23 protein-coding genes are annotated in these 23,317 nt (G+C 64.6%); 8 read left to right on the top strand and 15 right to left on the bottom strand.

Annotated features, from left to right (window positions below; translation table 11 throughout):
* Positions 1-3 precede the first annotated feature (3 nt).
* The 3 genes from proC (at position 4) to ACN6KF_RS14325 (ending at position 2,027) form a co-directional block, all read left to right on the top strand.
* On the top strand, positions 4-831 hold the full coding sequence (proC, locus tag ACN6KF_RS14335; RefSeq protein ID WP_434957479.1) for a pyrroline-5-carboxylate reductase: 828 nt from the start codon (positions 4-6) through the stop codon (positions 829-831).
* Between the two features lie 96 nt (positions 832-927).
* The gene (locus ACN6KF_RS14330) at positions 928-1,668 is read left to right on the top strand and encodes a TetR/AcrR family transcriptional regulator (RefSeq protein ID WP_434957478.1); all 741 of its coding nucleotides are present in this window, start codon (positions 928-930) and stop codon (positions 1,666-1,668) included.
* The gene (locus ACN6KF_RS14325; protein ID WP_434957477.1) at positions 1,665-2,027 is read left to right on the top strand and encodes a tRNA-binding protein; all 363 of its coding nucleotides are present in this window, start codon (positions 1,665-1,667) and stop codon (positions 2,025-2,027) included. Before ACN6KF_RS14330 ends, ACN6KF_RS14325 begins: the two co-directional genes overlap by 4 nt.
* Before the next feature lie 78 nt (positions 2,028-2,105).
* Here the strand turns inward: ACN6KF_RS14325 and ACN6KF_RS14320 are convergent, their stop codons facing one another.
* Positions 2,106-3,296, bottom strand: a complete 1,191-nt coding sequence (locus ACN6KF_RS14320) for an acetyl-CoA C-acyltransferase (RefSeq protein ID WP_434957476.1) — start codon at positions 3,294-3,296, stop codon at positions 2,106-2,108.
* A 93-nt stretch (positions 3,297-3,389) separates the two neighbouring features.
* Here ACN6KF_RS14320 and ACN6KF_RS14315 point away from each other — a divergent pair, with 93 nt between their 5' ends.
* A complete protein-coding gene (locus ACN6KF_RS14315) occupies positions 3,390-4,199 on the top strand; it encodes an alpha/beta fold hydrolase (protein WP_434957475.1) in 810 nt (269 codons plus the stop codon).
* Positions 4,189-4,797, top strand: a complete 609-nt coding sequence (locus ACN6KF_RS14310; RefSeq protein ID WP_434957474.1) for a TetR/AcrR family transcriptional regulator — start codon at positions 4,189-4,191, stop codon at positions 4,795-4,797. Before ACN6KF_RS14315 ends, ACN6KF_RS14310 begins: the two co-directional genes overlap by 11 nt.
* Positions 4,798-4,822: 25 nt before the next feature.
* Here the strand turns inward: ACN6KF_RS14310 and ACN6KF_RS14305 are convergent, their stop codons facing one another.
* The 4 genes from ACN6KF_RS14305 to ACN6KF_RS14290 form a co-directional block, all read right to left on the bottom strand.
* Entirely contained in the window at positions 4,823-5,389 is a 567-nt protein-coding gene (locus ACN6KF_RS14305) for a hypothetical protein (RefSeq protein WP_434957473.1), read from the bottom strand.
* Between the two features lie 143 nt (positions 5,390-5,532).
* Positions 5,533-6,927, bottom strand: coding sequence for an ATP-binding protein (locus tag ACN6KF_RS14300; RefSeq protein WP_434959678.1), 1,395 nt, complete (start codon positions 6,925-6,927; stop codon positions 5,533-5,535).
* Between the two features lie 53 nt (positions 6,928-6,980).
* Entirely contained in the window at positions 6,981-7,694 is a 714-nt protein-coding gene (locus ACN6KF_RS14295; protein WP_434957472.1) for a response regulator, read from the bottom strand.
* Entirely contained in the window at positions 7,691-8,242 is a 552-nt protein-coding gene (locus ACN6KF_RS14290) for a MarR family winged helix-turn-helix transcriptional regulator (protein ID WP_434957471.1), read from the bottom strand. The genes ACN6KF_RS14295 and ACN6KF_RS14290 overlap by 4 nt, the downstream gene beginning before the upstream one ends.
* Before the next feature lie 479 nt (positions 8,243-8,721).
* Between ACN6KF_RS14290 and ACN6KF_RS14285 the strand changes: the two genes are divergently transcribed.
* Positions 8,722-9,615 (top strand): branched-chain amino acid aminotransferase, encoded by an 894-nt coding sequence (locus ACN6KF_RS14285; protein ID WP_434957470.1) that lies wholly within the window; start codon positions 8,722-8,724, stop codon positions 9,613-9,615.
* A 677-nt stretch (positions 9,616-10,292) separates the two neighbouring features.
* On the opposite strand, the gene ACN6KF_RS14280 is transcribed toward ACN6KF_RS14285, so the two are convergent.
* Positions 10,293-11,291 carry an aldo/keto reductase gene (locus ACN6KF_RS14280; protein ID WP_434957469.1) on the bottom strand — a complete coding sequence of 333 codons (999 nt, stop codon included), beginning with the start codon at positions 11,289-11,291 and terminating at the stop codon, positions 10,293-10,295.
* A gap of 94 nt (positions 11,292-11,385) precedes the next feature.
* Here ACN6KF_RS14280 and ACN6KF_RS14275 point away from each other — a divergent pair, with 94 nt between their 5' ends.
* A complete protein-coding gene (locus tag ACN6KF_RS14275) occupies positions 11,386-12,276 on the top strand; it encodes a LysR family transcriptional regulator (RefSeq protein ID WP_434957468.1) in 891 nt (296 codons plus the stop codon).
* Between the two features lie 9 nt (positions 12,277-12,285).
* Here the strand turns inward: ACN6KF_RS14275 and ACN6KF_RS14270 are convergent, their stop codons facing one another.
* From ACN6KF_RS14270 to ACN6KF_RS14255, 4 genes are all read right to left on the bottom strand, one after another.
* Positions 12,286-12,873 carry a dihydrofolate reductase family protein gene (locus ACN6KF_RS14270; RefSeq protein ID WP_434957467.1) on the bottom strand — a complete coding sequence of 196 codons (588 nt, stop codon included), beginning with the start codon at positions 12,871-12,873 and terminating at the stop codon, positions 12,286-12,288.
* Positions 12,874-12,898: 25 nt separating this feature from the next.
* On the bottom strand, positions 12,899-13,375 hold the full coding sequence (locus ACN6KF_RS14265) for an SRPBCC family protein (protein WP_434957466.1): 477 nt from the start codon (positions 13,373-13,375) through the stop codon (positions 12,899-12,901).
* Positions 13,368-13,718 (bottom strand): ArsR/SmtB family transcription factor, encoded by a 351-nt coding sequence (locus ACN6KF_RS14260; RefSeq protein WP_434957465.1) that lies wholly within the window; start codon positions 13,716-13,718, stop codon positions 13,368-13,370. Before ACN6KF_RS14260 ends, ACN6KF_RS14265 begins: the two co-directional genes overlap by 8 nt.
* 219 nt (positions 13,719-13,937) lie before the next feature.
* A complete protein-coding gene (locus tag ACN6KF_RS14255; RefSeq protein WP_434957464.1) occupies positions 13,938-16,262 on the bottom strand; it encodes a heavy metal translocating P-type ATPase in 2,325 nt (774 codons plus the stop codon).
* Between the two features lie 80 nt (positions 16,263-16,342).
* Here ACN6KF_RS14255 and ACN6KF_RS14250 point away from each other — a divergent pair, with 80 nt between their 5' ends.
* Entirely contained in the window at positions 16,343-16,771 is a 429-nt protein-coding gene (locus ACN6KF_RS14250) for a MerR family transcriptional regulator (RefSeq protein WP_434957463.1), read from the top strand.
* 31 nt (positions 16,772-16,802) lie between these two features.
* On the opposite strand, the gene ACN6KF_RS14245 is transcribed toward ACN6KF_RS14250, so the two are convergent.
* The 5 genes from ACN6KF_RS14245 to ACN6KF_RS14225 are packed head-to-tail and all read right to left on the bottom strand — an operon-like array spanning position 16,803 to position 23,161.
* Positions 16,803-17,879, bottom strand: coding sequence for a DUF2218 domain-containing protein (locus ACN6KF_RS14245; protein ID WP_434957462.1), 1,077 nt, complete (start codon positions 17,877-17,879; stop codon positions 16,803-16,805).
* Positions 17,876-18,718, bottom strand: coding sequence for an ABC transporter ATP-binding protein (locus ACN6KF_RS14240; protein ID WP_434957461.1), 843 nt, complete (start codon positions 18,716-18,718; stop codon positions 17,876-17,878). The genes ACN6KF_RS14245 and ACN6KF_RS14240 overlap by 4 nt, the downstream gene beginning before the upstream one ends.
* Complete coding sequence (locus ACN6KF_RS14235; RefSeq protein WP_434957460.1) at positions 18,715-19,785, bottom strand: FecCD family ABC transporter permease; 1,071 nt, start codon at positions 19,783-19,785, stop codon at positions 18,715-18,717. The genes ACN6KF_RS14240 and ACN6KF_RS14235 overlap by 4 nt, the downstream gene beginning before the upstream one ends.
* Positions 19,782-20,987, bottom strand: coding sequence for an ABC transporter substrate-binding protein (locus tag ACN6KF_RS14230; protein ID WP_434957459.1), 1,206 nt, complete (start codon positions 20,985-20,987; stop codon positions 19,782-19,784). The genes ACN6KF_RS14235 and ACN6KF_RS14230 overlap by 4 nt, the downstream gene beginning before the upstream one ends.
* Positions 20,981-23,161 (bottom strand): TonB-dependent siderophore receptor, encoded by a 2,181-nt coding sequence (locus ACN6KF_RS14225; RefSeq protein WP_434957458.1) that lies wholly within the window; start codon positions 23,159-23,161, stop codon positions 20,981-20,983. The genes ACN6KF_RS14230 and ACN6KF_RS14225 overlap by 7 nt, the downstream gene beginning before the upstream one ends.
* Positions 23,162-23,317: the final 156 nt, after the last annotated feature.

Here is a 23,317-nt window from a genome sequence, read left to right as displayed (position 1 = left end):
CCCATGGCTGAGACATTGGACATTGGCGGCAAGCTGTTGCTGCTGGGCGCCGGCAAGATGGGCGGGGCCATGCTGGAGGGGTGGCTGAAGCTCGGCCTCGATCCCGCCCATGTGGCGGTTATCGATCCGCATTTGCCGCCGGAGGTTGCCGGTGACCTTGCCGTGAAAGGTGTCGCGGTCAACCCGATGCTGGCCTCCTTCGGCACGCCGGCCGTGGTGCTCCTGGCGATCAAGCCTCAGATGATGGATGTCGCCATGGCCTCCGTCGCGCCGCTGTTCGGGCCTGATACCCTCGCCGTCTCCATCATGGCGGGCAAGACCATCGCCAGCATCGCGGCGCTGCTGCCGGCCGATACTGCTATCGTGCGCGCCATGCCGAACACGCCGGCAGCCGTCGGCCGCGGTATCACGGCCGCGGTGTCGAATGCCTTCGTCACCGCTGACCAGGAACGGGCCGCCGATGCTCTGCTGCGGGCGACCGGCGCGGTCGAGTGGGTTGTGGATGAAAGCCTCATCGATGCGGTGACGGCCGTCTCCGGATCGGGGCCGGCCTATGTCTTCCATCTCGTCGAGGCCATGGCCGAAGCCGGAGCGGCGGCGGGGCTCCCCGCCGATCTCGCCATGCGGCTGGCGCGCGCCACCGTGGCGGGTTCCGGCGAATTGCTGCACCAGTCTGATCTGCCGGCCGCCACGCTGCGGCAGAACGTCACCAGCCCGGGCGGCACCACCGCGGCGGCTCTGGACGTGCTGATGGCTGAAAACGGCTTGACGCCGCTGATGAAGCGGGCGGTCGAGGCGGCACGCCGGCGCGCGGGCGAACTCGCTTCCTGACGGACAGAAGGGCTCCTGTCTGCCAATGCGCCGCATTGATCCGGCTCGCGATCGGCCTATCTTAGGATGGGCAAACCAGAAAGCGAGGTCCGAGCCATGGTTGCCAAGTCGAAAGCAGACAATGCCGTCGATCCGCGTCAGGCTGCGATCGAGGCCTTGCTGGCGTTGTGCGCCGACAATCCCTGGGGCGAGATCGGTCTGGCCGATATTGCCGAGAAGGCGGGGCTGTCCCTGTCGCAATTGCGCGGCCTCTATCCCTCCAAGGGAGCCATCCTCGCCGCTTATGCGCGCCAGGTCGACCAGAAGGTGCTCGAAGGCATTGACGAGAGCATGGCCGCGGAACCGGCCCGCGAGAGGTTGTTCGACATTCTGATGCGACGCATCGATGTGCTTTCGCCGCATAAGACGGCCATCGCCAACATTTCCAGGGCCTTCGCACTCGATCCCCTCGCGTTGACCGCCTGGAACCGTGTCGTCACCAATTCGATGCAGTGGATGCTGACGGCTGCCGATATCGACGCCGAGGGCCCGATGGGAGCCGTGCGCGCGCAGGGGCTGGCGCTGGCCTGGGCCCGCATCATCAAGGTCTGGCTGAAGGACGAGGATGAGGGCCTAGCCACGACGATGAAGGAAGTCGATCGGCAGCTTCGTTCGGGCGAGCGCTGGATGGAGCGGGCCGACGATCTCTGCCAGATCTTCGCGCCGTTCCGCCGCATCGCCGAACGCTCCCATGCGCGCCGTGCCCGCATGCGCGAAAGGCTGCGCGAGCGTTTTCACGATTTCGCCGATTCTCGCCGGCGGGGCAGGGATGATCGCGACGATGCGGAGGCGGTGTGAGTACGAGTAACGGGCAGCCGGCAGCGGAAATCGGCTTCGACGATTTCCTCAAGGTTGATATTCGCATCGGCACGGTGCTGGAGGCGGTGCCCCTCGAAGGGGCCCGCAAGCCGGCCTACCGAATGCGGATCGATTTCGGCGATGAGATCGGCATCAAGGCTTCATCAGCCCAGCTTACCGCGCTCTACAATGCCGAGGAACTGGTCGGGCGCCAGGTAATGGCGGTGGTCAATTTCCCACCGCGCCAGATTGGCAAGTTCATGTCACAGGTGTTGACGCTCGGCTTTCCTGGCGCCGACGGTGCCGTCGTGCTGGCGACGCCGGAACGCAGCGCCCCGAACGGCTCGCGCTTGTTCTGACAATAGAGTGAGGGGCAGCGCGACATCCGCGGAAGAATGGGCGGTTACCCAAACGCCTGCGCCCCCGGTCACCTCCACTTACACGATCCTCTCGATCGCGATGGCGGTCGCCTCCCCGCCGCCGATGCAGAGCGAGGCGATACCGCGCTTGAGGCCGTTGCCGGCGAGGGCGTGCAGCAAAGTGACGATGATGCGCGCGCCGGTGGCGCCGATCGGATGACCGAGAGCGCAGGCGCCGCCATGGATGTTGAGCCGGTCGGCTGGGATGTCGAGGTCGCGTCGGGCCGCCATGGCCACCGCTGCGAAAGCCTCGTTGATCTCGAACAGGTCGACATCGCCGACGCTCCAGCCGGTGCGTTCGAGCAGCTTGCGGATGGCCGGGATCGGCGCCGTGGTGAACCAGGCCGGATCCTGGCTGTGGGTGGCATGGCCCTTGATCTCGGCAAGCACGGGCAGTCCATCACGATCGGCGATGGAGCGGCGGGTGAGGATGAGAGCAGCCGCGCCATCGGCATTGGCCGAAGAGCTTGCGGCGGTGATGGTACCGTCCTTGCGGAAGGCCGGCCTGAGCTGCGGGATCTTGTCGGGTGAGACCTTGAGCGGGTTCTCGTCGTCGGCAATCAGCCTGGGGCCGCCTTTGCCGGGCACCGCCACCGGCGTGATCTCGGCGGTGAAGGCGCCGGTTTCGATCGCCTTGCGGGCGCGGGTCAGGGTCTCCACCGCATAGGCGTCCTGGTCATCGCGGCTAAGCTGATAGGCCTGTGCCGTCGCCTCGCCGAAATCGCCCATCGGGCGGCCACCCTCATAGGCATCCTCCAGGCCGTCGAGCATCATGTGGTCGAGAAGGCGGTCATGGCCCATGCGGTAGCCGCTGCGCGCCTTGGCCAGCAGATAGGGCGCATTCGACATCGACTCCATGCCCCCCGTCACCACGATATCGGCGGAGCCGGCGCGAATGAGATCATGACCGAGCATCGTTGCCTTCATGCCGGAGCCGCACACCTTGTTGACGGTCGTTGCGCCCGTGGCGTCGGGCAGTCCCGCATTGCGGGCGGCCTGACGGGCGGGTGCCTGGCCAAGACCGGCGGGGAGCACGCAGCCCAGCACGACCTCGTCCACGCGGTCGGCGGGCAGGTTCGCCCGTGTCAGGGCCGCTTTCACGACATGGGCGCCGAGCGCGGGGGAAGCCAGGCTCGAGAGATCGCCCTGGAAACGCCCCAGCGGGGTGCGTGTGGCGGAGACGATGACGACGGGGTCGCTGTTGGACATGGTTCAATCCTCGCTGGCGCAGGCACGGCGGAGTACCCATTGCATGATGAATGACATATTATATTATGATCATAATATAAAGAGGAGAAAGCCATGGATCTTTCGGAACGCGTCGACCCGCGCGAACTGGCTCTGCAGATGATTACGCCCCGGCGGCTTGCCCCGCGTGCCATTCCGCTTCCCAAAGGTGCGAGCCGTTTTTCCGTGGCGCATGAAGGCGGCCTCGTCGCCGGGTGGCGCTGGGGCCAAGGCGAGCCGGTGCTCCTGGTGCATGGCTGGGAAGCCTCCCATGTCGACATGCTTGCCTTCGTCGAACCCTTGCTGGCGCGCGGCCTTGGCGTGATTGCAATCGATCTGCCCGCCCATGGCGTGTCCGAGGGCGTGTCGGCGACCATTCCGCACATGGCCAGGGCCGTGGCCGCCGTCGGCAAGGCCTGCGGGCACCTGCATGGCGTGATCGGCCATTCCGTCGGAGGGCCGGTCCTGACCGTCGCACTCGCCGGAGGGCTGGATGCCGGGCGGGTCGTCCTGATCGCCTCACCAGCCAATTACGGCCGTCAGATGCGGGCTGCCGCGATGGCCTCGGGGGTCGTCGACACCATGGATCTCGCCCACATGGCAGACGAACTCATTCGCCTGGGCACCGAACTGCCGATCATGGACCTGCCCAGTTTCGCCGAACGGTTGACGCAGCCAGCCCTTCTCATCCATTCCGGCGATGATCGCGTCGTCGCCATTAGCGAAGCCCGCGAGATCGCCAGATATTGGCGGGGATCGCGATTGATCGAGATGGATGGACTTGGCCATGGCCGCATTCTCGGCGATGCTGGCGTGATCGGCCACGCAGTGGATTTTCTGGCGGCGCGATTCCTGATGGGAGACGAGGCTGTTCATGCGCTATGACAAGGGGCACAAGGACGAGACGCACCGGCATATTCTTGAAACCGCCGCGCTGCGTCTGTTGCGCGATGGCATCGACGGCACCGGCATTGCGCCGTTGATGGCGGATGCGGGCCTGACCCATGGCGGTTTCTACAGCCATTTCGCCTCGAAGGATGCCTTGGTTCGCGAAGCCGTCACCCATACGCTGACCCAACGGCGCGGCAAATTGCGCCGCTCCGCCGAACGCGCCGATGATCCGATCGAGGGACTGATCCGCTATTATCTGCGTCCCATCCACCGGGATACGCCCGGGCAGGGCTGCGCAATCGCTGCGCTTTCCGGTGAAATTGCGCGCCAGTCCGAGAAGACCCGGGCTGCCTTTACCGAAGAGCTCTTCGGCAGCATCGGCGTGATCGCGGATCATCTGCCCGGTGGCGATGCCGAAGCGCGCCGCAGCACTGCGCTCGCCATCATGGCCCTGCTGGCGGGAACGCTGCAGCTTGCACGCGTCGTCCCCGATCCCGAACAGTCCAACGCGATTTTGGAGAACGGCGTCGAGGCGGCGCTGAAACTGGCTCGTGGCCCTGCCGTGGGCGATAAGGAAATCGGCGGGAAATAACCCTCTTCGTGTCGGCCTCTGGCCGTCATCGAACCCAGCCCAGCTCTGCCAGCAGCAGGCGGGCGAGTTCCTCGGGTGAGCGGCCGTCCGTCTCCAGCCTTATCGCTCCGTTGTCCGCCTCTCCTGCCATGCGCTCTGCCTGTGCCAGCGTGCGCTCGAGCTGGTCGTCCAGTCCTGATCCGATTTCGCGCTGAATGAGGCGCTCGGTCAGCGTGGTTCCGTTGGCCTGCAGGCGCACGACGGTGATGCGCGCATCGGGAATGGCGGCAAGGATCCAGCGCCGGTCGAAGTCGAGATGCAGCATCACGCCCGACATGATCAGGCGCCGATGGCCGAGAGCGCGATAGGTCGCCCAGATCGCCGCCAGATTGAGCGTGCTGATATCGAGCGTGCCCGGACGCAGGCGCTCCAGGTCCGCTCGGCTTGGGCGCGGATACACCCTGTCGAGTTCGTCCGTCTCCACGATGGCATGGGCAATGCCGGCTGCCGCCAGTTGCCTCCCGACTTCCCAGGTCAGCGTCGACTTGCCGATCCCCGCGGGACCGGTGATCACTACGATGTTGACGGGATCGGGCGCGATGTCATTGGGCATGAGGCTTGGCATAGTCCTGGCGGGTCGAGATGGTGTCTTACCAAATCACCAAGATGCTGACGCATTCGTACCTTGAACACCTGATGATTTTCGATTCCAAATCATGAGAAGGAACCAAAAGTCATCCCCGATGTCTCTTGGCATCAGACTGGAATGCGCACAATCGCTCTCAGGCCGCCCAACTGGCTGGTGGCAAGGGTGATGTCGCCACCATGGAAGCGGGCGATGTCGCGCGCAATGGCGAGGCCGAGGCCGGTGCCGCCATGATCCTGGTTGCGGGCCTCGTCCAGCCGGAAGAAAGGCTTGAACACGTCCTCACGGCTTTCTTCGGGAACGCCGGGCCCGTCGTCATCGACGGTAACGATGAGATAGCGCTGCTCGCGCACGCCGGTGATGAGGATGGTCCTAGCAAAACGCTGGGCATTGGATACCAGATTGGTCAGGCAGCGCCGGAATGCGTCCGGCCGCACCACCACGATGGGATCGCCCTGGAAGCTGACCCGTGCGTCCTGGCCCTGGCGCATGGCATTGGCGCGCAATTCCTCCAACAGGGCGGCGATGTCGGTGGCTTCGGCTTGCTCGGCCGCATCGCCGCGCGCGAAGGCGAGATAGGCCTCCAGCATGCGGCTCATCTCGTCGACGTCTTTCTGCAGGTCCTCATATTCGGGACTGCTTTCGTCGAGCAGGGCCAGCGAGAGTTTGAAGCGGGTGAGGATGGTGCGCATGTCATGCGAGACGCCGTTGAGCATGGCAGTGCGCTGTTCGAAGGCGCGCTCGACACGCCGGCGCATTTCGATGAAGGCACTGGCCGCCTGGCGCACCTCACGCGCACCGCGCGGACGGAAATTCTGGACATCGCGCCCCTTGCCAAAATCCTGCGCGGCATTGGCGAGCTGCTGGATCGGCCGAATCTGGTTGCGCAGGAACAGGATCGCCACTGTGATCAGGATCAGCGAGGAGCCGAGCATCCAGAGCAGATAGATATAGGAGTTGGAGGCGAAGGTCTGGCTGCGACGGGCAAAGACACGCAGCACGGCATCGTCGAGCTTGACGCGGATCTCGACGAAGTCCGAGCGGCCGACCGTATCGATCCAGAAAGGCAGGCCGATGCGCATGCGGATCTCGTCCGACAGCGCCTGGTCGAGAATGTCGAAAAAGGGGCGGGCGCCGCGTGGCGGCAAATCCTCGAGTGGACGAAACTCGATACCGAGTGCGAGCTGCTTTTGGGCCACCAGTTGGAGCAGGTCTGTCGTATTCTTGTCATGGGGCATTTGCTGGTAGAGCTCGACGATCGCCGCGATGTCCTTGGTGGTGGCGGCCGACAGCCGCGCCGTCACGCCCTGCCAATATTTTTCCATGAACATATAGGTGACAATGGCCTGCAGCAGCACCATCGGCGTGATGATGATCAGCAGTGAGCGGGCATAAAGGCCCTTGGGCATGCGGTCGCCCAGCGCCGAAAGCACGCGCCCGGGACCAGCAGAGAGTTCACGTACCCTGGGCCAGGCAATGCGTGCGGCCTCGGAGACCCCGGACAGGCATTTGCGGAGCAGGGCCCCGGCAAACTGGAGGGCCGGCAGACGAGGCTCCATCACATGTCGACCATCAGGCGGTATCCGGTGCCGCGTACCGTCTGCAGATAGACGGGATTGCCCGGATCCCTCTCGATCTTGCGCCGCAGCCGATTCACCTGCACGTCGACGGTGCGTTCATTGGCGATGTCGGCGGCGGGGCCGGCGAGTGCCAGCCGATCGACCGTCTCGCGCGGAACTTCGACCAGCAGGCGCAGCATGTCGCGCTCGCGTTCGGTGATGCGGACTGTCTCGCCGCCCTGCTGGAGTTCGCCGCGCGAGACATGAAAGGTGAAGTCGCCAAAGGTGACGATGTCGCTCGCCGGTTCCGCCGGTGGCGGAGCAACCGCCCGTTTCAGGATGTTGTTGAGGCGCAGCAACAACTCGCGCGGCTCGAACGGCTTGGGCAGATAGTCGTCGGCGCCGATCTCCAGGCCCTTGATGCGATCGTCCGGATCGCCGCGCGCCGTCAGCATCAGGATCGGCACGCTGGAACTGCCGCGGATCCAGCGGGTCAGATCGAAGCCGTTCTCTCCCGGCATCATCACATCGACGATCATCAGGTCGAAGGTGAACGCCTCGATGCGCTGGCGGGCGCTGGCGGCATGCTCGGCCGTGGTTACGCGGTAGCCATGCTCGCCGAGATAGCGCGAGAGCAGCGTACGGATGCGGCTGTCGTCATCGACCAGCAGGATATGGGGGGCGTCGTCGGGAAGGACGGCAACCTTGTTCATTTCTTTTCGCCCCGAATCTTGTCACCTCTGGTGACATTGCCGTGGATGAGCCGAGCGACTTCCGCTCGCCCGTCCGGATCGACCATGGCGAACAGGAAGCGTTGCGCCAGTTCGGGACCGGTCAGGCCGGCTTCGGAGAGCGCCCGCGCGATGCGTTGGGATTGAGTCGTTGCCAGCTCGACGGCCAGTTGCTTGCCTTTCACCGTGGTGGTCAGCAAGCGTTGGCGCCGGTCCTCCCGGCCTTCGCGCTGCAGGATGAAACCCTGGTCGACCAGGTCTTTCAGCACGCGGGCCAGCGACTGCTTGGTGATCTTCAGAATATCCAGCAATTCGGCGACAGTAAGATCTGGATTGCGGTCGACGAAATGCAGCACGCGGTGGTGGGCCCGCCCAAAGCCATAGGCTTCGAGGGCATGATCGGGATCCGCGACGAAATCCCGATAGGCGAAGAAGAAAAGTTCGATCAGCTCATAAAGCGGAGGCTCGCCCCGCTCGGTTTCCGAGCGAGGGGCGGGGGTAGGCGAGAACGAGAAATTTACGTCAGTCATATTGACATATTTTCGTCAGATCATTACGCAAACGGGGCTCACGGCGAAAGGATGTTCCGCAAGGGCGGGTGGAGACCTCAACGCGTGAAGTGCGGTGCCGTTTCCGGTACGAAACATAAGGGGATTTGGCCCCCGACGCAAAAGCGACGGTTGTTCTTATCCAGCCACGTCCCGAGCGGAAAAAGATGCTCGCGGCGAACGGAACAGTTTCCGCAACTGCCCGCCAATGGCTATAACATTGCGGTCATCAAGGTGTTTTGCGATCCGGCGGAGTTGCCGACAATTGCAAGGATACCTCGAGGCAAGGAGTTGGAGCAAACGAGCGCTCGGACATGAACGCGCTTTGCTCCAAAGCGTTTTGTGATTTGACGGAAGCGTTTCAAATCGCAAAGACGCGTCGAACTGAGAGTGAGAGCAAACAAGCGTTTTCGACAAAACGCGCTTTGCTCGAGGAAGCGCGAGGCGCTGGAGGATTTGTCATGTCGATGTTGCCCTTCGATCAACGCGATGGCTTTATCTGGTTTGATGGCCAGATGCTGGCCTGGGGCGATGCCAAGCTTCATGTTCTGTCGCATGGGTTGCATTATGGCGGCGCCGTCTTCGAGGGCGAGCGGTCCTATGGCGGCAAGATCTTCAAGTCCTCTGAACATTCGGCGCGTTTCCGCCATTCGGCCGAGATTCTCGACTTCGCCATTCCTTATTCTGTCGAGGAACTCGATGCCGCCAAGCAGGCCGTGCTCGACAAGAACGGCCTGAAGGACGCCTATGTCAGGCCGGTCGCCTGGCGTGGCTCGGAAATGATGGCCGTGGCCGCCCAGCATGCCACCATCCATACCGCGATTGCGGTGTGGGAATGGCCGAGCATGTTCGACATGGCGACCAAGATGAAGGGCATCCGCCTCGACGTGGCCGAATATCGTCGGCCCGACCCGCAGACCGCGCCCTCGCTGTCGAAGGCCGCCGGCCTTTACATGATCTGCACCATCTCCAAGCATCGCGCGGAGCGTCGCGGCTATGCCGATGCCCTGATGTATGACTGGCAGGGCCGCGTGGCCGAATGCACCGGCGCCAATGTCTTCTTCATCCAGGACGGCAAAATCCACACGCCGATCGCCGACTGCTTCCTGGATGGCATCACCCGCCGCACGGCGATCGATCTCGCCAAGGCTCACGGCCTGGAAGTGATCGAACGGCGCATCATGCCGGACGAGCTCGGCAGCTTCAGCGAGTGCTTCCTCACCGGTACGGCCGCCGAGATCACGCCGGTCTCAGAGATCCTCGAGCATCGCTATACGCCCGGCACCATCACCCGCACGCTGATCGAGGATTTTAATCAGGCCGTGCGTCCGGAGAGCCAGTCGGCCGCGGCCTGACCGGGCTGAGATCAGCGAGACGAAGCAGGGAGGCAGGCCCACAGGCCTGCCTTTTGCGTCTATGGTGCCGTAAGGAACGAAACCTGTTGCGGTGGCAACAGCGACAGCCTCGCCGCCGTGCTGGAATAGATGAGGTTGCGGCCAGGATGGGAGCGCGAGCGATGCGGGCATTTCGGCATCTGACCCTAGGGGCTGTCACGGCACTGGCATTCGCTGGCGCTTTCGCGCCGGCTGTCGGCATTGCACGGGACCGCTCGCAAATATTGCGTCTGGCGCCGCTTCAGATCATGTGCATTCGGGCACCATGTCCCTGGGGCGAGATGGCAATCAGATCAGTGGACGCTACCGATTCGCCGCACCCGCTCTATCGAGGGTCGTTGCCCAGGCTGCAGGCAAGGCCCGCCGATGCGGCCGCGATCCGTCGCGCCTGGCGGCAGCGGGCCTGCCTGATCGTCCGGGGCAGTGTGGAAAAGTCCGGCGCCGGCGCGGGGGCGAGCCTGCGCGTATCAAGCATCTTGCGGCGATGCTGAGAGCCTGACGCATATTCCCAGGGCCTGCGGGAGATACCGCTCCATCTGTTCGCACCGGCCTAGCCCGATGGAGTTGCCGGCCAGGCCATCCGCAGCCTTGCGCCGCGCCACCTGACCGGCAAATCCGACTGAACGCCTTCCGCCGCTTTACGAGGCGTCGACCAGCGCCATGGCTTCCGGCATGTAGCGTTCGCCGCGGACGTTGGCCAGCGGCATGGCCGCGTCGATGGCGGCAAGGTCTGCTCCGCTGAGGGCAATCCCGGCGGCGGCCGCATTGTCCTCCAGGTGAGGCAACCGCCGTGCACCTGGGATCGGCACGATGAAGTCCCCCTGGTGCAGTATCCACGCCAGGGCGAGTTGAGCCGGGGTTACCCCCTTGCCGTCGGCGATAAGGGAAAATTCGGCCAACAGGCGCTGATTCGCCTCCATGTTGTCTTCCTGGAAGCGGGGCAGGGATTTACGCCAGTCGTCGGCGGCGAGCGTGCTGTGATCCCGGATCGCGCCGGTCAGCAAGCCGCGGCCCAGCGGGCTATAGGGCACGAAGCCGATGCCGAGTTCCCGGCAGACCGGCAGAACATCCGCCTCGACATCGCGGCTCCAGAGCGAGTATTCCGTCTGGACGGCGGCAATGGGATGGACGGCATGGGCGCGTCGGATGGTCGTCGCGCCGGCCTCCGACAGACCGAGGGCCTTGACCTTGCCCTCCCTCACCAGATCCGCCATGGCACCGACCGTATCCTCGATCGGCACGGCGGGGTCGACGCGATGCTGGTAGAAGAGGTCGATGGCCTCGATGCCCAGGCGACGAAGAGAGGCCTCGGCGACGGCGCGCACATGTTCGGGACGGCTGTCCACGCCGATGATGCGGTCCCGATCCTGGCCTTCCGGCGCAATGCGGAAACCGAATTTGGTGGCGATGACCACCTTGTTCCTTACGTCCTTCAACGCCTTGCCGACGAGCTCTTCGTTGGTGAAGGGCCCATAGACCTCCGCGGTATCGAAAAGGGTGATGCCAAGATCCACGGCGCGATGCAGCGTGCGGATGGCATCCGCCTCGGCTTGGCCGCCATAGGCAAAGCTCATCCCCATGCAGCCGAGGCCGATGGTGGAAACGTTGAGGTTTGAACCGAGCTTGCGTGTCTTCATGGGACGATCCTCCGTGGTGGCGGGGACCATGTACCCAAATACAATGTTCGATAATCCATGCTTTTATGAACGGCTTGTTCTATATGGCTTAACAATGAAGCGAGCCGACTTGCCTGCCCTCGTCATTCTCGCGGCCGTGGCCGATCAATGCAGCTTTCGTGCCGCTGCCCGCAAACTTGGCATGTCGGTCTCCGCCGTCAGCCAGGCGATCACGGGCCTCGAGGAAAGTCTCGGCGTGAGGCTGCTGACTCGCACGACGCGTAGCGTCGCCCCGACCGTCGCAGGGGAGCGGCTGTTGATCCAGTTGCAGCCAGCGCTTGCCTCGATCGAGGAGGCGCTCGATCAGGCGAGCGCCTCGCAGGCCGATATCGCCGGCATGCTGCGTTTCAGTGCACCACGCGCGGCCGTGCAGTCCGTGCTACTGCCGCTGGCATTGCGGTTCATGCGCCGATATCCGGCAGTGACCGTGGAAATCCTGGCGCAGGATGCCTTCACCGATATCGTGGCGTCGGGGGTCGACGCCGGCGTCCGATTCGGTGAAAGCCTGCATCAGGACATGATCGCCGTGCCGCTCGGGGGTCCGCTGCGCTTTGCCATCGTCGGGGCGCCCAGCTATCTGAACGGTCGTCCTAGGCCGGAGCTGCCCGCCGATCTCCACGATCACGATTGCATCCAGCGTCGCTTCACCGATGGCTCCCTCTATCGCTGGGAACTCGAACGGGACGGCAAGGCGATCGAACTGGCCGTGACGGGCAGCCTGATCGTCAACGACGATGCGCTGATGCTCGATGCCGCCCTTGCCGGTCAGGGGCTGGCACTGCTGATCGAGGGGCTTGTTGCCGAGGCGCTCGTGCAAGGCAAGCTCGTGCGCCTCATGGAGGATTGGTGCCCAGCCTTTCCGGGGCTCTTCCTCTATTACCCGAGCCGGCGCCTGATGCGCCCGGCCTTGCGTGCCTTTGTCGATTTCCTGAAGACACAGGCCTAACCGAAGCCGTTACAGTTTGGCGTAATGCAGCACGGCCACGCCGCAGGGGAAGGGGCGGGCGTCGATGAGCCTGAGCCGGGTCGTTTTGCGAAGCTCGCCGAGAACTGCCTTGCCGCTGCCGAGCAGAGCCGGATTGACGATGAAATGGAACTCGTCGATCAGCCCGGCCTCCGCCAGGGACGACACCAGGATGGGGCCGCCATAGACGATGATGTCCTTGCCGGGCTCCTGCTTGAGGCGGGTGACCTCCCCGGAGAGGCCTGACCTGGCGATTTCGGTATTGGCCCAGCGCGTCTCCGTCAGCGTGCGGCTGAACACGACCTTGCGCATGTCGCCGATCGCCTTGGCGAAACTTGACTGGAGGCTGGCGGAATCCTCCGCAACCGTCTGCCAATGCTGGTGAAAGCCTTCCTCTGCCATCACGCGGCTGAGCAAGATACAGTCAGAGGAAAAGTTGAGATCGTGGTGGTAGCGGCGCAATTCCTCATCCCAGCCCCAATCCGGTGCCCAGTTCCACACCATCCAGTCATTGATGCCATCCTGGCTCGAACTGAAGCCATCGGCGGAGATCTGCATTTCCAGCTTGAGCTTGCGCATGGCCTGGCCTCGCTGTGGGAGAATTTCAGGGCGACACCTCGGCGAGATAGGCTTCGAGCCTGTCGAAGCTCTGGTTCCAGCCCTCACCATGGCCGTCCCGCGAGGCGAGGGAGGTGAAAATGGCCTGGTGAAAGCGCATCAAGGTCTGGCCGTTCTCATCCTTGAAGGTGACGGTGACGATGGTCTCGGGGCCGGGATTGCCGTCGTCGCCTTCCCAGGCATGGGTGAAGACGAGGCGGGCAGGCGGCTCCACCTCCAGATAGGTGCCGCGAACCCAATGATCCGTGCCATCAGGCGCGTGCAGGCAGGTGCGGTAGAAGCCGCCGGGGCTGCAGTCGAACGTGTGGGATGTGGCGCTGAAGCCCTTCGGCCCGGGCCAGCGGGCAAGGTGCTGTGGGTCCGTCCAGGCCTTGAACACCAGTTCGCGCGGCGCCTTGAACAGACGGGTGATGACGAGTTCGTGCTCGCCGGCCGCCGGGGCAGCCTGGGAGTGGCTAGTCATGTTTGTCGTCCTTGTTGTTTCCTCGGGCCTGGAGTTCGGCGAGATAATCGTCGAGACGGTCGAAGCTCTCGTCCCAGAAGCGGCGATAATGCTGGACCCAGTCGAAGGCTTGCCGCAGCGGCTCGGCCTCCAGCCGGCACGGGCGCCATTGCGCCGTGCGTCCGCGGCTGATGAGGCCGGCCTTTTCCAGGACCTTGAGATGCTTGGAGATGGCGGGCTGCGTCAGCGTGAAGGGCTCCGACAATTGCATGACGGTTGCCTCGCCCCGGGCCAGCCGGGCCAGGATGGCCCGGCGGGTCGGATCGGCGAGGGCCGAGAAGGTGTCGCTGAGATGATCGGGCATCGTATATAGCCATATAGTTAATTAACCTAATGGCTATATACGATATCTAGGGACGACGCGTCAAGGTTGATTTGTTCTGTGTTTGAAAGGGCGGGTCCTGGTTAGGGCGCGCGACCCCTCATCCCCCTGCCGGGATCTCTAGTCAACTCAAGAGAGTTGACGACACCCGCAGGGGGATGAGGGGTGATACGCGGCCTAGAAAGAAGGGGCTGGATCGCCTCAGCCGGCCTTCACCCGCAAGAGCCGCAGTGCATTCAGGGTGACCAGCACGGTCGCGCCGGTATCGGCGAGGATGGCCGGCCACAGGCCGGTGATGCCGGCGATGGTGGTGACCAGGAACACCGCCTTCAATCCGAGCGCCATCGTGATGTTCTGATGGATGTTCGTCATGGTCCGCCGCGACAGCGTGACCATGCTGGCCACGTCGCTGACGCGCCCATGCAGGACGGCGGCGTCGGCCGTCTCCAGGGCGACGTCGGTGCCGCCGCCCATGGCGATGCCGATATCGGCCGCCGCCAGCGCCGGCGCATCATTGATGCCGTCGCCGATCTTGGCCACGGTCAGTCCCTGCGCCTTGAGTTCGTTGACGATGCGCTGCTTGTCCTGCGGCAGCAATTCGGCATGCACTTCCAACCCGAGTTTGCCGCCGATGGCCTGGGCGGTGCGGGCATTGTCGCCGGTGAGCATGAGAGTGCGCACGCCGGCAGCACGCAGGGCCGACAAGCCGGCGATGGCATCCTCGCGTGGCTCGTCGCGCATGGCGATGAGGCCGGCCGGCGTGCCGCCGGCCAGGAGCACCGAGACGGTCTTGCCTTCCTGGTTGAGGGCCTCTATGCGCGCGGCGATTTCGGCGGAGAGTGCCGTTTCGCTCGCCGCGGCCTTGGGCGAGCCGAGGAAGAGCGCGAGGCCGTCTATGCTGCCGGTCACGCCCTTGCCACCGAGCGCCTTGGAGTTCGTGGCAACGGACGTGAGGATGTTCTGTTCGGCGGCCTTGGCCAGGATCGCGGTGGCGAGCGGGTGGCTGGAACCGGCTTCAAGGGCCGCGGCCAGCCGCAGCACCTCGGCTTCCTGGCGGCCGAGCGGCACGATGTCGGTCACCTTGGGCTTGCCCTCGGTGAGCGTGCCCGTCTTGTCGAAGGCGGCGGCGGTGATCTTGCCGACGGTTTCGAGCACGGCGCCGCCCTTCATCAACAGGCCGCGGCGCGCGCCGGCCGAGAGCGAGGCGGCGATCGCCGCCGGCGTGGAGATGACGAGGGCGCAGGGGCAGCCAATCAAGAGGATCGCCAGGCCCTTGTAGATCCATTCGTTCCAGGAAGCGCCGCCGATGAGGGGAGGCAGGATCGCCACCAGGGCGGCCACCACCACCACGCCCGGCGTGTAGTAGCGCGAGAACCGATCGATGAAGCGCTCGGTCGGCGCCTTGCTTTCCTGGGCTTCCTCGACCAGCTTGACCACCCGGGCGATGGTGTTGTCGGCGGCGGTCGCCGTCACGCGGATGCGCAGTGCCCCATCGCCATTGACGGTGCCGGCGAAGACGGTGTCGGCGGTCTCCTTGCGCTTCGGTGTGCTCTCGCCGGTGACCGGTGCTTCGTCGATGGAGCTCTCGCCCGAGACGATGACGCCGTCGGCGGGAATGCGGTCGCCCGGCCGCACCAGGATCACGGCGCCAACGGCGAGGGTTTCGGCCGGAACCTCCTTGGTGCGTCCTTCTTCTTCGAGAAGAGCGGTCTTCGGCACCAGGCTGGCGAGAGACTGGATGCTCGCGCGTGCCTTGCCGGCGGCGACGCCCTCCAGCAATTCGCCGACCAGGAACAGGAAGACCACGGCGGCGCCTTCCTCGGCCGCCCCGATGATCACCGCGCCCACTGCGGCGATGGTCATCAGCATCTCGATGGTGAAGGGCATGCCGTAGCGAGCCGCGACGAAGGCGCGCCGTGCGATCGGAATGAGACCGACCAGCATGGCGACTTCGAAAGACCAGACCGCGATCGAAGGGAAGAGGTGTCCGATGCCATAGGCCGCTACCAGCGCGATGCCGACGGCGATGGTGAGCACGCCCTTGCTGGAGCGCCACCACGGGCCGGAGGAGGGGGCATGATCATGACCATGCAGGTCGGCGAGGGTCGGGGCCTCGCCCTGGGCGCCGTGATCGTGCTTGCTGTGGTCATGTCCAGCGTGATCGTGTCCGGCATGATCGTCATGGTCGTGGTCACCGTGATCGTGCCCCGCATGATCATGGTCGTGACCAGAGCAGGCGCCGTGATCGTGATCGTGCTTATGATCGTGAGCGGGCTTCGCTCCCACGGCCGCCGGCGTCGAGGCACTCAGGGGCGACACCTTGTAGCCGAGGCGGCGGACCCTGTCCTCGACGACGCCGAGATCCTGGCCGTCGCCATGCTTGACCGTCATGGTGCCGGCCGTCACCGAAACCGAGACGTCCTCCACGCCTGTGACGCCGCGCACGGCCTTGTCGATCTTGCTGGCGCAGGAGGCACAGTCCATGCCCTCCACGCGGTAACGGGTCTGGCTTGCAGCGATTGCCATTTCGAGTCTCGCATTTCGAATGGGTTGTATCTTCTGCAAAGGGGACTACATCCTCTAGTGGCTAGAGGAGCAAGCGGAAAATGAAGCTTTCAGGCGTGGCGATCGGCGAGGCGGCCAAACGCAGCGGCGTCAAGGTGCCGACCATCCGTTACTACGAGCAGGTCGGCCTGCTGCCGGCGCCGCCGCGCACCGATGGCAACCGGCGTCTCTACGAGGCAGCCGATGTGCGCCGGCTCGCTTTCATCCGCCATGCGCGGGAACTCGGCTTCGAGGTCGATGCAATCCGAACCCTGCTCGATCTGCAGGACAATCCTGGCCAGTCCTGCGCGGCGGCCGATGCCATCGCCCAGGCTCGCCTCATCGAGGTGGAGCAGCGCATTGCCAGCCTGCAGGCGTTGAAGGTGGAGCTGCAGCGCATGGCGGAAGGCTGCCGCCACGGCCGCGTCGCCGAATGCCGCGTGATCGAGATCCTGGCCGATCACGACAAATGCCTGCATGTGCATCACTGAGCGCGGCGCGTCCCGGCGCCGCAGCGCTTTCTCAATGAGCGATCTCGTCATGCCCCCTGCGCCAATAGGCGACTATGAGATGCTTGTGCTGGCGCAGGCCGCGCTCGCCCAGGAGCTGGGCGCGCAAAGTGCGGAAAGCCTGGTATTCGCAGCCCACCCAGGCATAGAGGCGGGAACCGTCGCCGGGGAGGGCGGTGCGGCTGACCGCATCGACCAGTAGATTCGTGGTGCCGGCCGGCGCGCCGTTGCGGAACAACCATTCGATCTCGATGGCCGCGGCAAAATCGAGCTGCTGTATCTCGCTTTCGTCGGCGACCTCGATGAGGACCTTGCCACGCGCGCTTGCGGGCAGGCGCTCCAGCATGCGTCCGATTGCCGGAAGCGCGGTTTCGTCACCCACGAACAGATACCAGTCGGCCTCTGCCAGGCCGCCGCCGCCTGGGCCGAGAATGCCGACCTCCTCGCCCGGCTTCACGCTTTCCGCCAGGCTGGAGCCCGGGCCGGCATCGGCATGGCGCACGAAATCGATATCGAGCGTACCCGCCGCAACGTCGAGCGAGCGCACGGTATATTTGCGCAGGCTGGGTTTGCGATCGAGATCGGGCCAATGGATCAGCCCGTCCGGACCGACGCTCGGCCATTGCGCCTCGGACAGGTCGGGGTGCTGGGCGAGGATGTTGAGATGCAGCGCCTCCATGGACTGATAGCGCGTGACGTCACTGGCGGAAAAGGTGATACGGCGCATCCGAGGCGTCACATCCTTTACTCCGATCACCCGGAAGATCTGGAAGTTGGGAGGACGTGAGATCTCCGTGCCATCCCCAGTCCAGGCGATGGCGGGCCGGCGGCCCTGGGCAAATTCCAGGATATGCGAGGCTACGGCCTGACGGATGAAGTAGAGTTCCTCGAGACTCTCCGCCTCGGTGTCGACCAGCGTGGCTGGGCCGGTCTTCGAAAAGCGAGCCTGGGCGCCGCGGAAACGAAGGATATGGGCGCCGTCGCGCTGCTCGACCGCCGCACCATGTTCGATGAAATGCTCGCAGAGCGGCCCGATCACCGCTTCGGGGTCAGGCAATTCGATGCGGGCCTGGGCGACAAAACGCTTCATGGGTTTGCCTTCTGGTGTTGATGGGTCGGGGGGATGCCTGAGCGGTTGCTCCGCTCGACCACACCGTCGACCATGATTTGCAGCCGTCCCTGCGAACAGTGCTCCACCCGAGCCTCGATGTCGTAGACATCGGCCAGCATGCGCGGGGTGAGGATTTCGTCAGGCGGTCCGGCGCCATGGAGCTTGCCCTGGCGCATGACGATGAGGTCGTCGGCCCATTGCGCGGCCAAGGCGAGATCGTGCAGCACGGCCACCACGATGCGCCCGCCCGCGGCATAGTCCTTGATGCTGCGCATGATGAAATATTGCCGCGACAAATCGAGTGCGCTTGTGGGTTCGTCGAGCAGCAGCACGGGCGGTGCGCAGGCGATGGCTTGCGCCAGGCTGGCCACCTGCTTCTGTCCGCCGGAGAGCCGGTCGAGCGGCAGGGAGGCGAGATAGGGCACGCCGAGACGGGTGAGGACATCCAGCGCCTGCTCGGCATGCGAGCCTGCGCCTTCGCCCGCCTGGGCGACCCGCAGGGTCGCGATCACCGTTTCCAGCACGCTGAGGGAGACGTCGAGCGGCAGGGCCTGCGGCATGAAGCCGACCAGCCTCGCCCGTGCGGCGGGGCTGATGCGGGTGAGGTCGCGCTCGCCCAGCGCGACCTCACCGCGCATGCGAATGAGATGAGCCATGGCGCGCAGCAGGGTCGACTTGCCGGCACTGTTGGGGCCGACCAGCGCCACCAGCCGCCCCGGCTGCAGGGGAGGCAAAGTGAGATCGGCGATAATGTCATGCCCGCTATAGCCGGTATGAAGCCCGCGCACGATGAGTGTGGGGGTATGATCCGCTTTCATCGGCCTTTCCTCAGCGTTCGCAGCACCAGGGTGAAGAATACGGGCAGGCCGATCAGCGCTGTCACCACGCCGACGGGCAGCAGCAGGCCAGGTATGATCAGCTTGGTGACGATGGAAGCGACCAGCATGACCAGCGCCCCCACAGCCATGCTGGCGGGCAGCAGGAAGCGATGGTCCTCGCCGACCAGCAGCCGCGCAATATGCGGGCCGACCAGGCCGACGAAGCCGATCACGCCGACGAAGGCCACCGCGGTGGCCGAGAGCAGGCCGACGCGCAGCAGCGATCCAAGCCGCAGCCTGGCAATGTCGACACCGAGGCTGCGGGCGCGTTCCTCCCCCAGGCGCAGCAGCGTGAAGCGCGAGGAAGCCGCCAGCGAGAAGGGAATGCTGACGGCGAGCACGACGGCCAGGATCAGGGTGGAGCCGGCATCCGCGCGCACCAGGCTGCCCATGCGCCAGAAGACGAGCTGCTGCAGGGCATCGGTCGAGGCCATGAATTGCAGCAGCGACAGCAGGGCTTCGGCCGACAGGCCGATCGCGATGCCAAACAGGATCAGGGTCTGCGGACTGGCGCCGCGCCAGCGGGCGAGCGCGTGGATCGCCCCCAGCGAGAGGACGGCGAACAAGAAGGCATTGGCTGAAACCATCCAGCCCGCCGGTAACCCGGGCAGCGACAGGCCCAGCACGATCGCCACCGCCGCGCCGAGAGCGGCGCTGTAGGACACGCCGAGCGTGAACGGTTCGGCGAGGGGATTTCCGAGCACCGTCTGCATTTCCGCACCAGCCAAGGCAAGGGCGGCGCCGACCAGCAACGCCATCACGCTCATCGGCAGGCGGACCTGCCAGACGATAACCTGGATGGGGCGGGCCACTTCGTCCGTGCCGAACAGAGCCGCCAACGTGTTGTGCAGGCCGACACTGGACGGGCCGACGACGAGGTCGATCGAGAAGGCGGCGAGCCCGAGTGCGATCAGTGTAAGGACCAGGAACAGGCGGCGGCGCTGGCTCGCGCGATAGTCGGTGAGGGCGGTGCGGCCGGAGCCATCGGTGGAAGGGACGGGGCTCATGGCGCCGACGGACCCGTCACAGGTCTCGCATCGATCCAGAAGGTTCCCTCGATCGGGGCTGCCAGGAAGCTCCGGTTGATCTCGGCCAGGGTCTGCGCCGGGTCGAGATCGGCGAACAGCTCCGGATGCGTCCATTTCGCCAGGCATTCGACCGCCAGGATGTTCAGGGCCGAAATGGCGACCTGGTGCGACAGGCCATAGGCGCGGCCTTCACGCACGGCGCTGAGTTCGCCGAGGAGATTGCGCTGGACCACGGCGCGCAGGGAGGTGCGGGCTGTTTCCGGCTCGATGCCGGCGCCGAGAACGAGGCCGCCGCGCTTGGCCAGATGCGAGCCGCCGGTGCCGACATAGACTTTTGGATCGGCGGCCAGGACATATTCGGGGCTGAGCTGGCCATCATAGCCGGGAACGATGTCCGCGCCGAGTACGCGGCCGCCGGCAAAGGCCAGGTCATGCGTGATGGGATTGTCCGCACCGGGGGTGGAGCAGCATTGCAGGCCGGCATGGGCATCGACGAGGACCTGGGGCCAGGTGCCCCGGGGCTTCGTCTTCTCGCCTCGAAGTCGCTGTGCGATGGCGTCGTAGCGAGCCTTCAGGAAGGCCGCAAAGGCTTCGGCACGGGTATCCTGGCCGATGGCCCTGCCAAGTAGGCGGATCGAGGCGATGGTTGCCTCGCCGGCTCGCCTGCTGTTGCGGGGCGAGTCGAGAAAGATTACCGGCACGCCCGCAGCTTCGAGCTTGGCCGCGATCGCGTCCCAATCGGGCTGCCAGATGCTGACGACGAAAAGATCGGGTTGCGCGCCGAGGATCGCCTCGACCGAGCTGTTGGCGGGCGAAACTGCGCCGACCACGGCAATGTTGTCGATCTCGGGGAAACGGCGGCGAAAGGCATCGTAGAGGCCGCGATCGAAACGCTGCGGCGCGGCCCAGCCGGCCAGCTTGGAAATTGGCTGCGGATCGACGAGGGCCAGCGACAGCAGGACGAGGCTGTCATTGGTGACGATGCGCCTGGCCGGCTGTTGCAGGCGAACCTCGCGGCCGGCGGCGTCCGTCATCCGGATCTCGGCCTGGGCCACCGATACCAGGCTCATGGCAGCCAGGATGAGGCTGCCGAGCAAGAGGAGGGTCATACGCACGCGAGCCACCATTCCGGTGACTGCGGCCTGCGGTTCGGTGCGGTAGAGCTCTGCGATCATCACCATGTGTATTTCAGATTCGCGGTGATGGCGCGTGCCGCACCGTAATTGCAGCTGCCGCCGGTGATGTTGAGGCAGTGCGAGACATAGGTCTTATCGAACAGATTGGTGACATTGACCCGGAAAGTGGCGCCCTGCAGGTTCTTGCCCAGAGTGCCGAGATCATATTCGGCACCGAGATCGACCAGCGCCCGGCCGGGAATGCGCAGTTGCGGGAGATATTTGGCGTCGGTCTGATAGGAGGAGGTTGCGCGCATGCCGGCGCTCAGGGACAGGCCGGGCACAATGCCGGGGCGATAGAGAGCCCACAGGCTCGCCTGGTGCTCGGGCAGCCGCAGCATTTCCCTGCCACGCTCCACCGCATTGGTGGAGGACAGGATCTTGGAGTCCGAATAGGCATAGGAGGCCATCACCTGGAATTGCGGCGAGAAATCATACTTGCCTTCCAATTCGATGCCGCGAACGCGCTGCCGACCGTTCTGGACAGAGCCCAGGATTCCGAGGGAGGACAGCGAATTGTCCGTGGTGAGTTGGAAGGCTGAAACGCTCACCATACCCCCGCCACCGGGGGGCTCGTACTTCAGGCCGGCCTCATATTGCTCCGCCGTCAAGGCCTCGAAAGGTTGCCCGTAAGCGCTGGTTCCAAGCAACGGCAAGAAGGAGGTCGAATAACTCACATAGGGTGCCAGCCCATTGTCGAACAGGTAGGTTAGCCCTGCGCGCCCGCTCAATTGCCTGTCCTTGGTGGTAACAGGTGCCTTACCTTCGGGCATGCGGTCTTTCGTATCAATCTGCGAGATGTCGTAGCGCAGGCCGAGCGTTGCGACCCAGCGGTCATAGCGGACCTGGTCCTGGATGTAGGCGCCGACTTGGTTCTGTGTCTGCAGGCCGGAGCGCTGAAGCGGGGCCAGTGGGAACGGGCCATTGCCATAGACGGGATCGAGGATGTCGATCGGCCGTGTCGGGCCGCTATTGCCGAAATTGGTCGACGAGGTGCCATGCATATAGTCGAGGCCCGCCAGCACCGTGTGATCGAAGCGGCCGGTGGCAAATTTGGCCTCGATCTGGGTGTCGACCGTGAAGCCCGATAGCGTGTCCTGCGACATGGCAGTGACACGGTCGAGGGTACGTCCGTCGGACTGCCAGGCAAAGGCGGGGTTCACCAGCACCAGTTTCATGCTCTGGTCGGAGCGGCCGTAGCGCAGGTTCTGGCGCACTGTCCAGGTGTCGTTGAAACGGTGCTCGAACTCGTAGCCCAGATGGAAATAGTCGCGGTGGAAGTGGCCCCAATCCGGCTCTCCAAGGAAGATGTCGCGCGGGATCTGGCCCTTGGGATTGCGCAGCAGCGTGCCCACGGCCGGATAGAAGCGCGGATTGAAGACCGGCCGATCATTCTGATAGTAGCCGTAAAGCGTCAGCGTGGTGTTCTCGTCGGGGCGCCAGCTCAGGCTCGGCGCGATCAGGAACTGCCGGTCGCGCTCATGGTCGATCTGGGTGTTGAGGTTCTTGGCCAAGCCGATCAGCCGATAAGACCAGGCGCCGTCGTCGCTGAGGGGGCCGGTGAAGTCGAAGGCGCCCTGGATGCCGCCGAAAGCGCTGGATTGCAGCGACATTTCGCGGCGGGCGGTGGTGAGCGGGCGCTTGCTGACCTGGTTGATGAAGCCGCCCGGCACCGTGCGCCCATAGAGCACCGAGGCCGGGCCCTTGATCACCTCGACCCGATCAAGCGTATAGGGGTTGATGGCGGGATTGGCGTAGGCGCTGGGATCGCCGGGCAGCACGAGCCCGTCGAGCCAGGTTGTGGCGTAGGTGTTGAAGCCGCGGATGTAGAGCCAATCATAGCGGATATCGTTGCCGTTCGGGTCCGACATCACGCCCGGCGTGTAGCGCAGTGCCTCGGCAACCGTATTGGCACCCTGCGCATCCATCTGTCCGCGCGTGACGACGCTGACCGCCTGTGGTGTTTCGATCAGGGGCGTATCGGTCTTGGACGCGCTCTTGTTGCGCTTGGCCACCACGCTCCGCTCACCGCTCGGGCCACCTGTCGCCTGGACGACGACCGGATCGAGCTCGATCGGTTGCGACGTCGCCGTGCCATTCTGCTGCGCCAGGGCGGCGGGCGCGGACACGCCATGGAGAAGGACGATGGTGAGCGTCAGCCCGGAGACGTTTGCAACCATACGCAATCGCAACACGAATTCTGCGCAGTCTAGATTCATTCTAGATTTTGAATTTCGTAACGATCCACTGGTAACGCTGCGATTGTATTCTAGTTTTGATCTATTCAAAAACATGCGAGGCCCAGGGAATTGACTTACTAGGTGAGTTTAATTATC

Source organism: Labrys methylaminiphilus subsp. lupini (genome assembly GCF_051161885.1).
Classification (GTDB): domain Bacteria; phylum Pseudomonadota; class Alphaproteobacteria; order Rhizobiales; family Labraceae; genus Labrys.
This window is presented reverse-complemented; position numbering and strand designations above follow the sequence as displayed.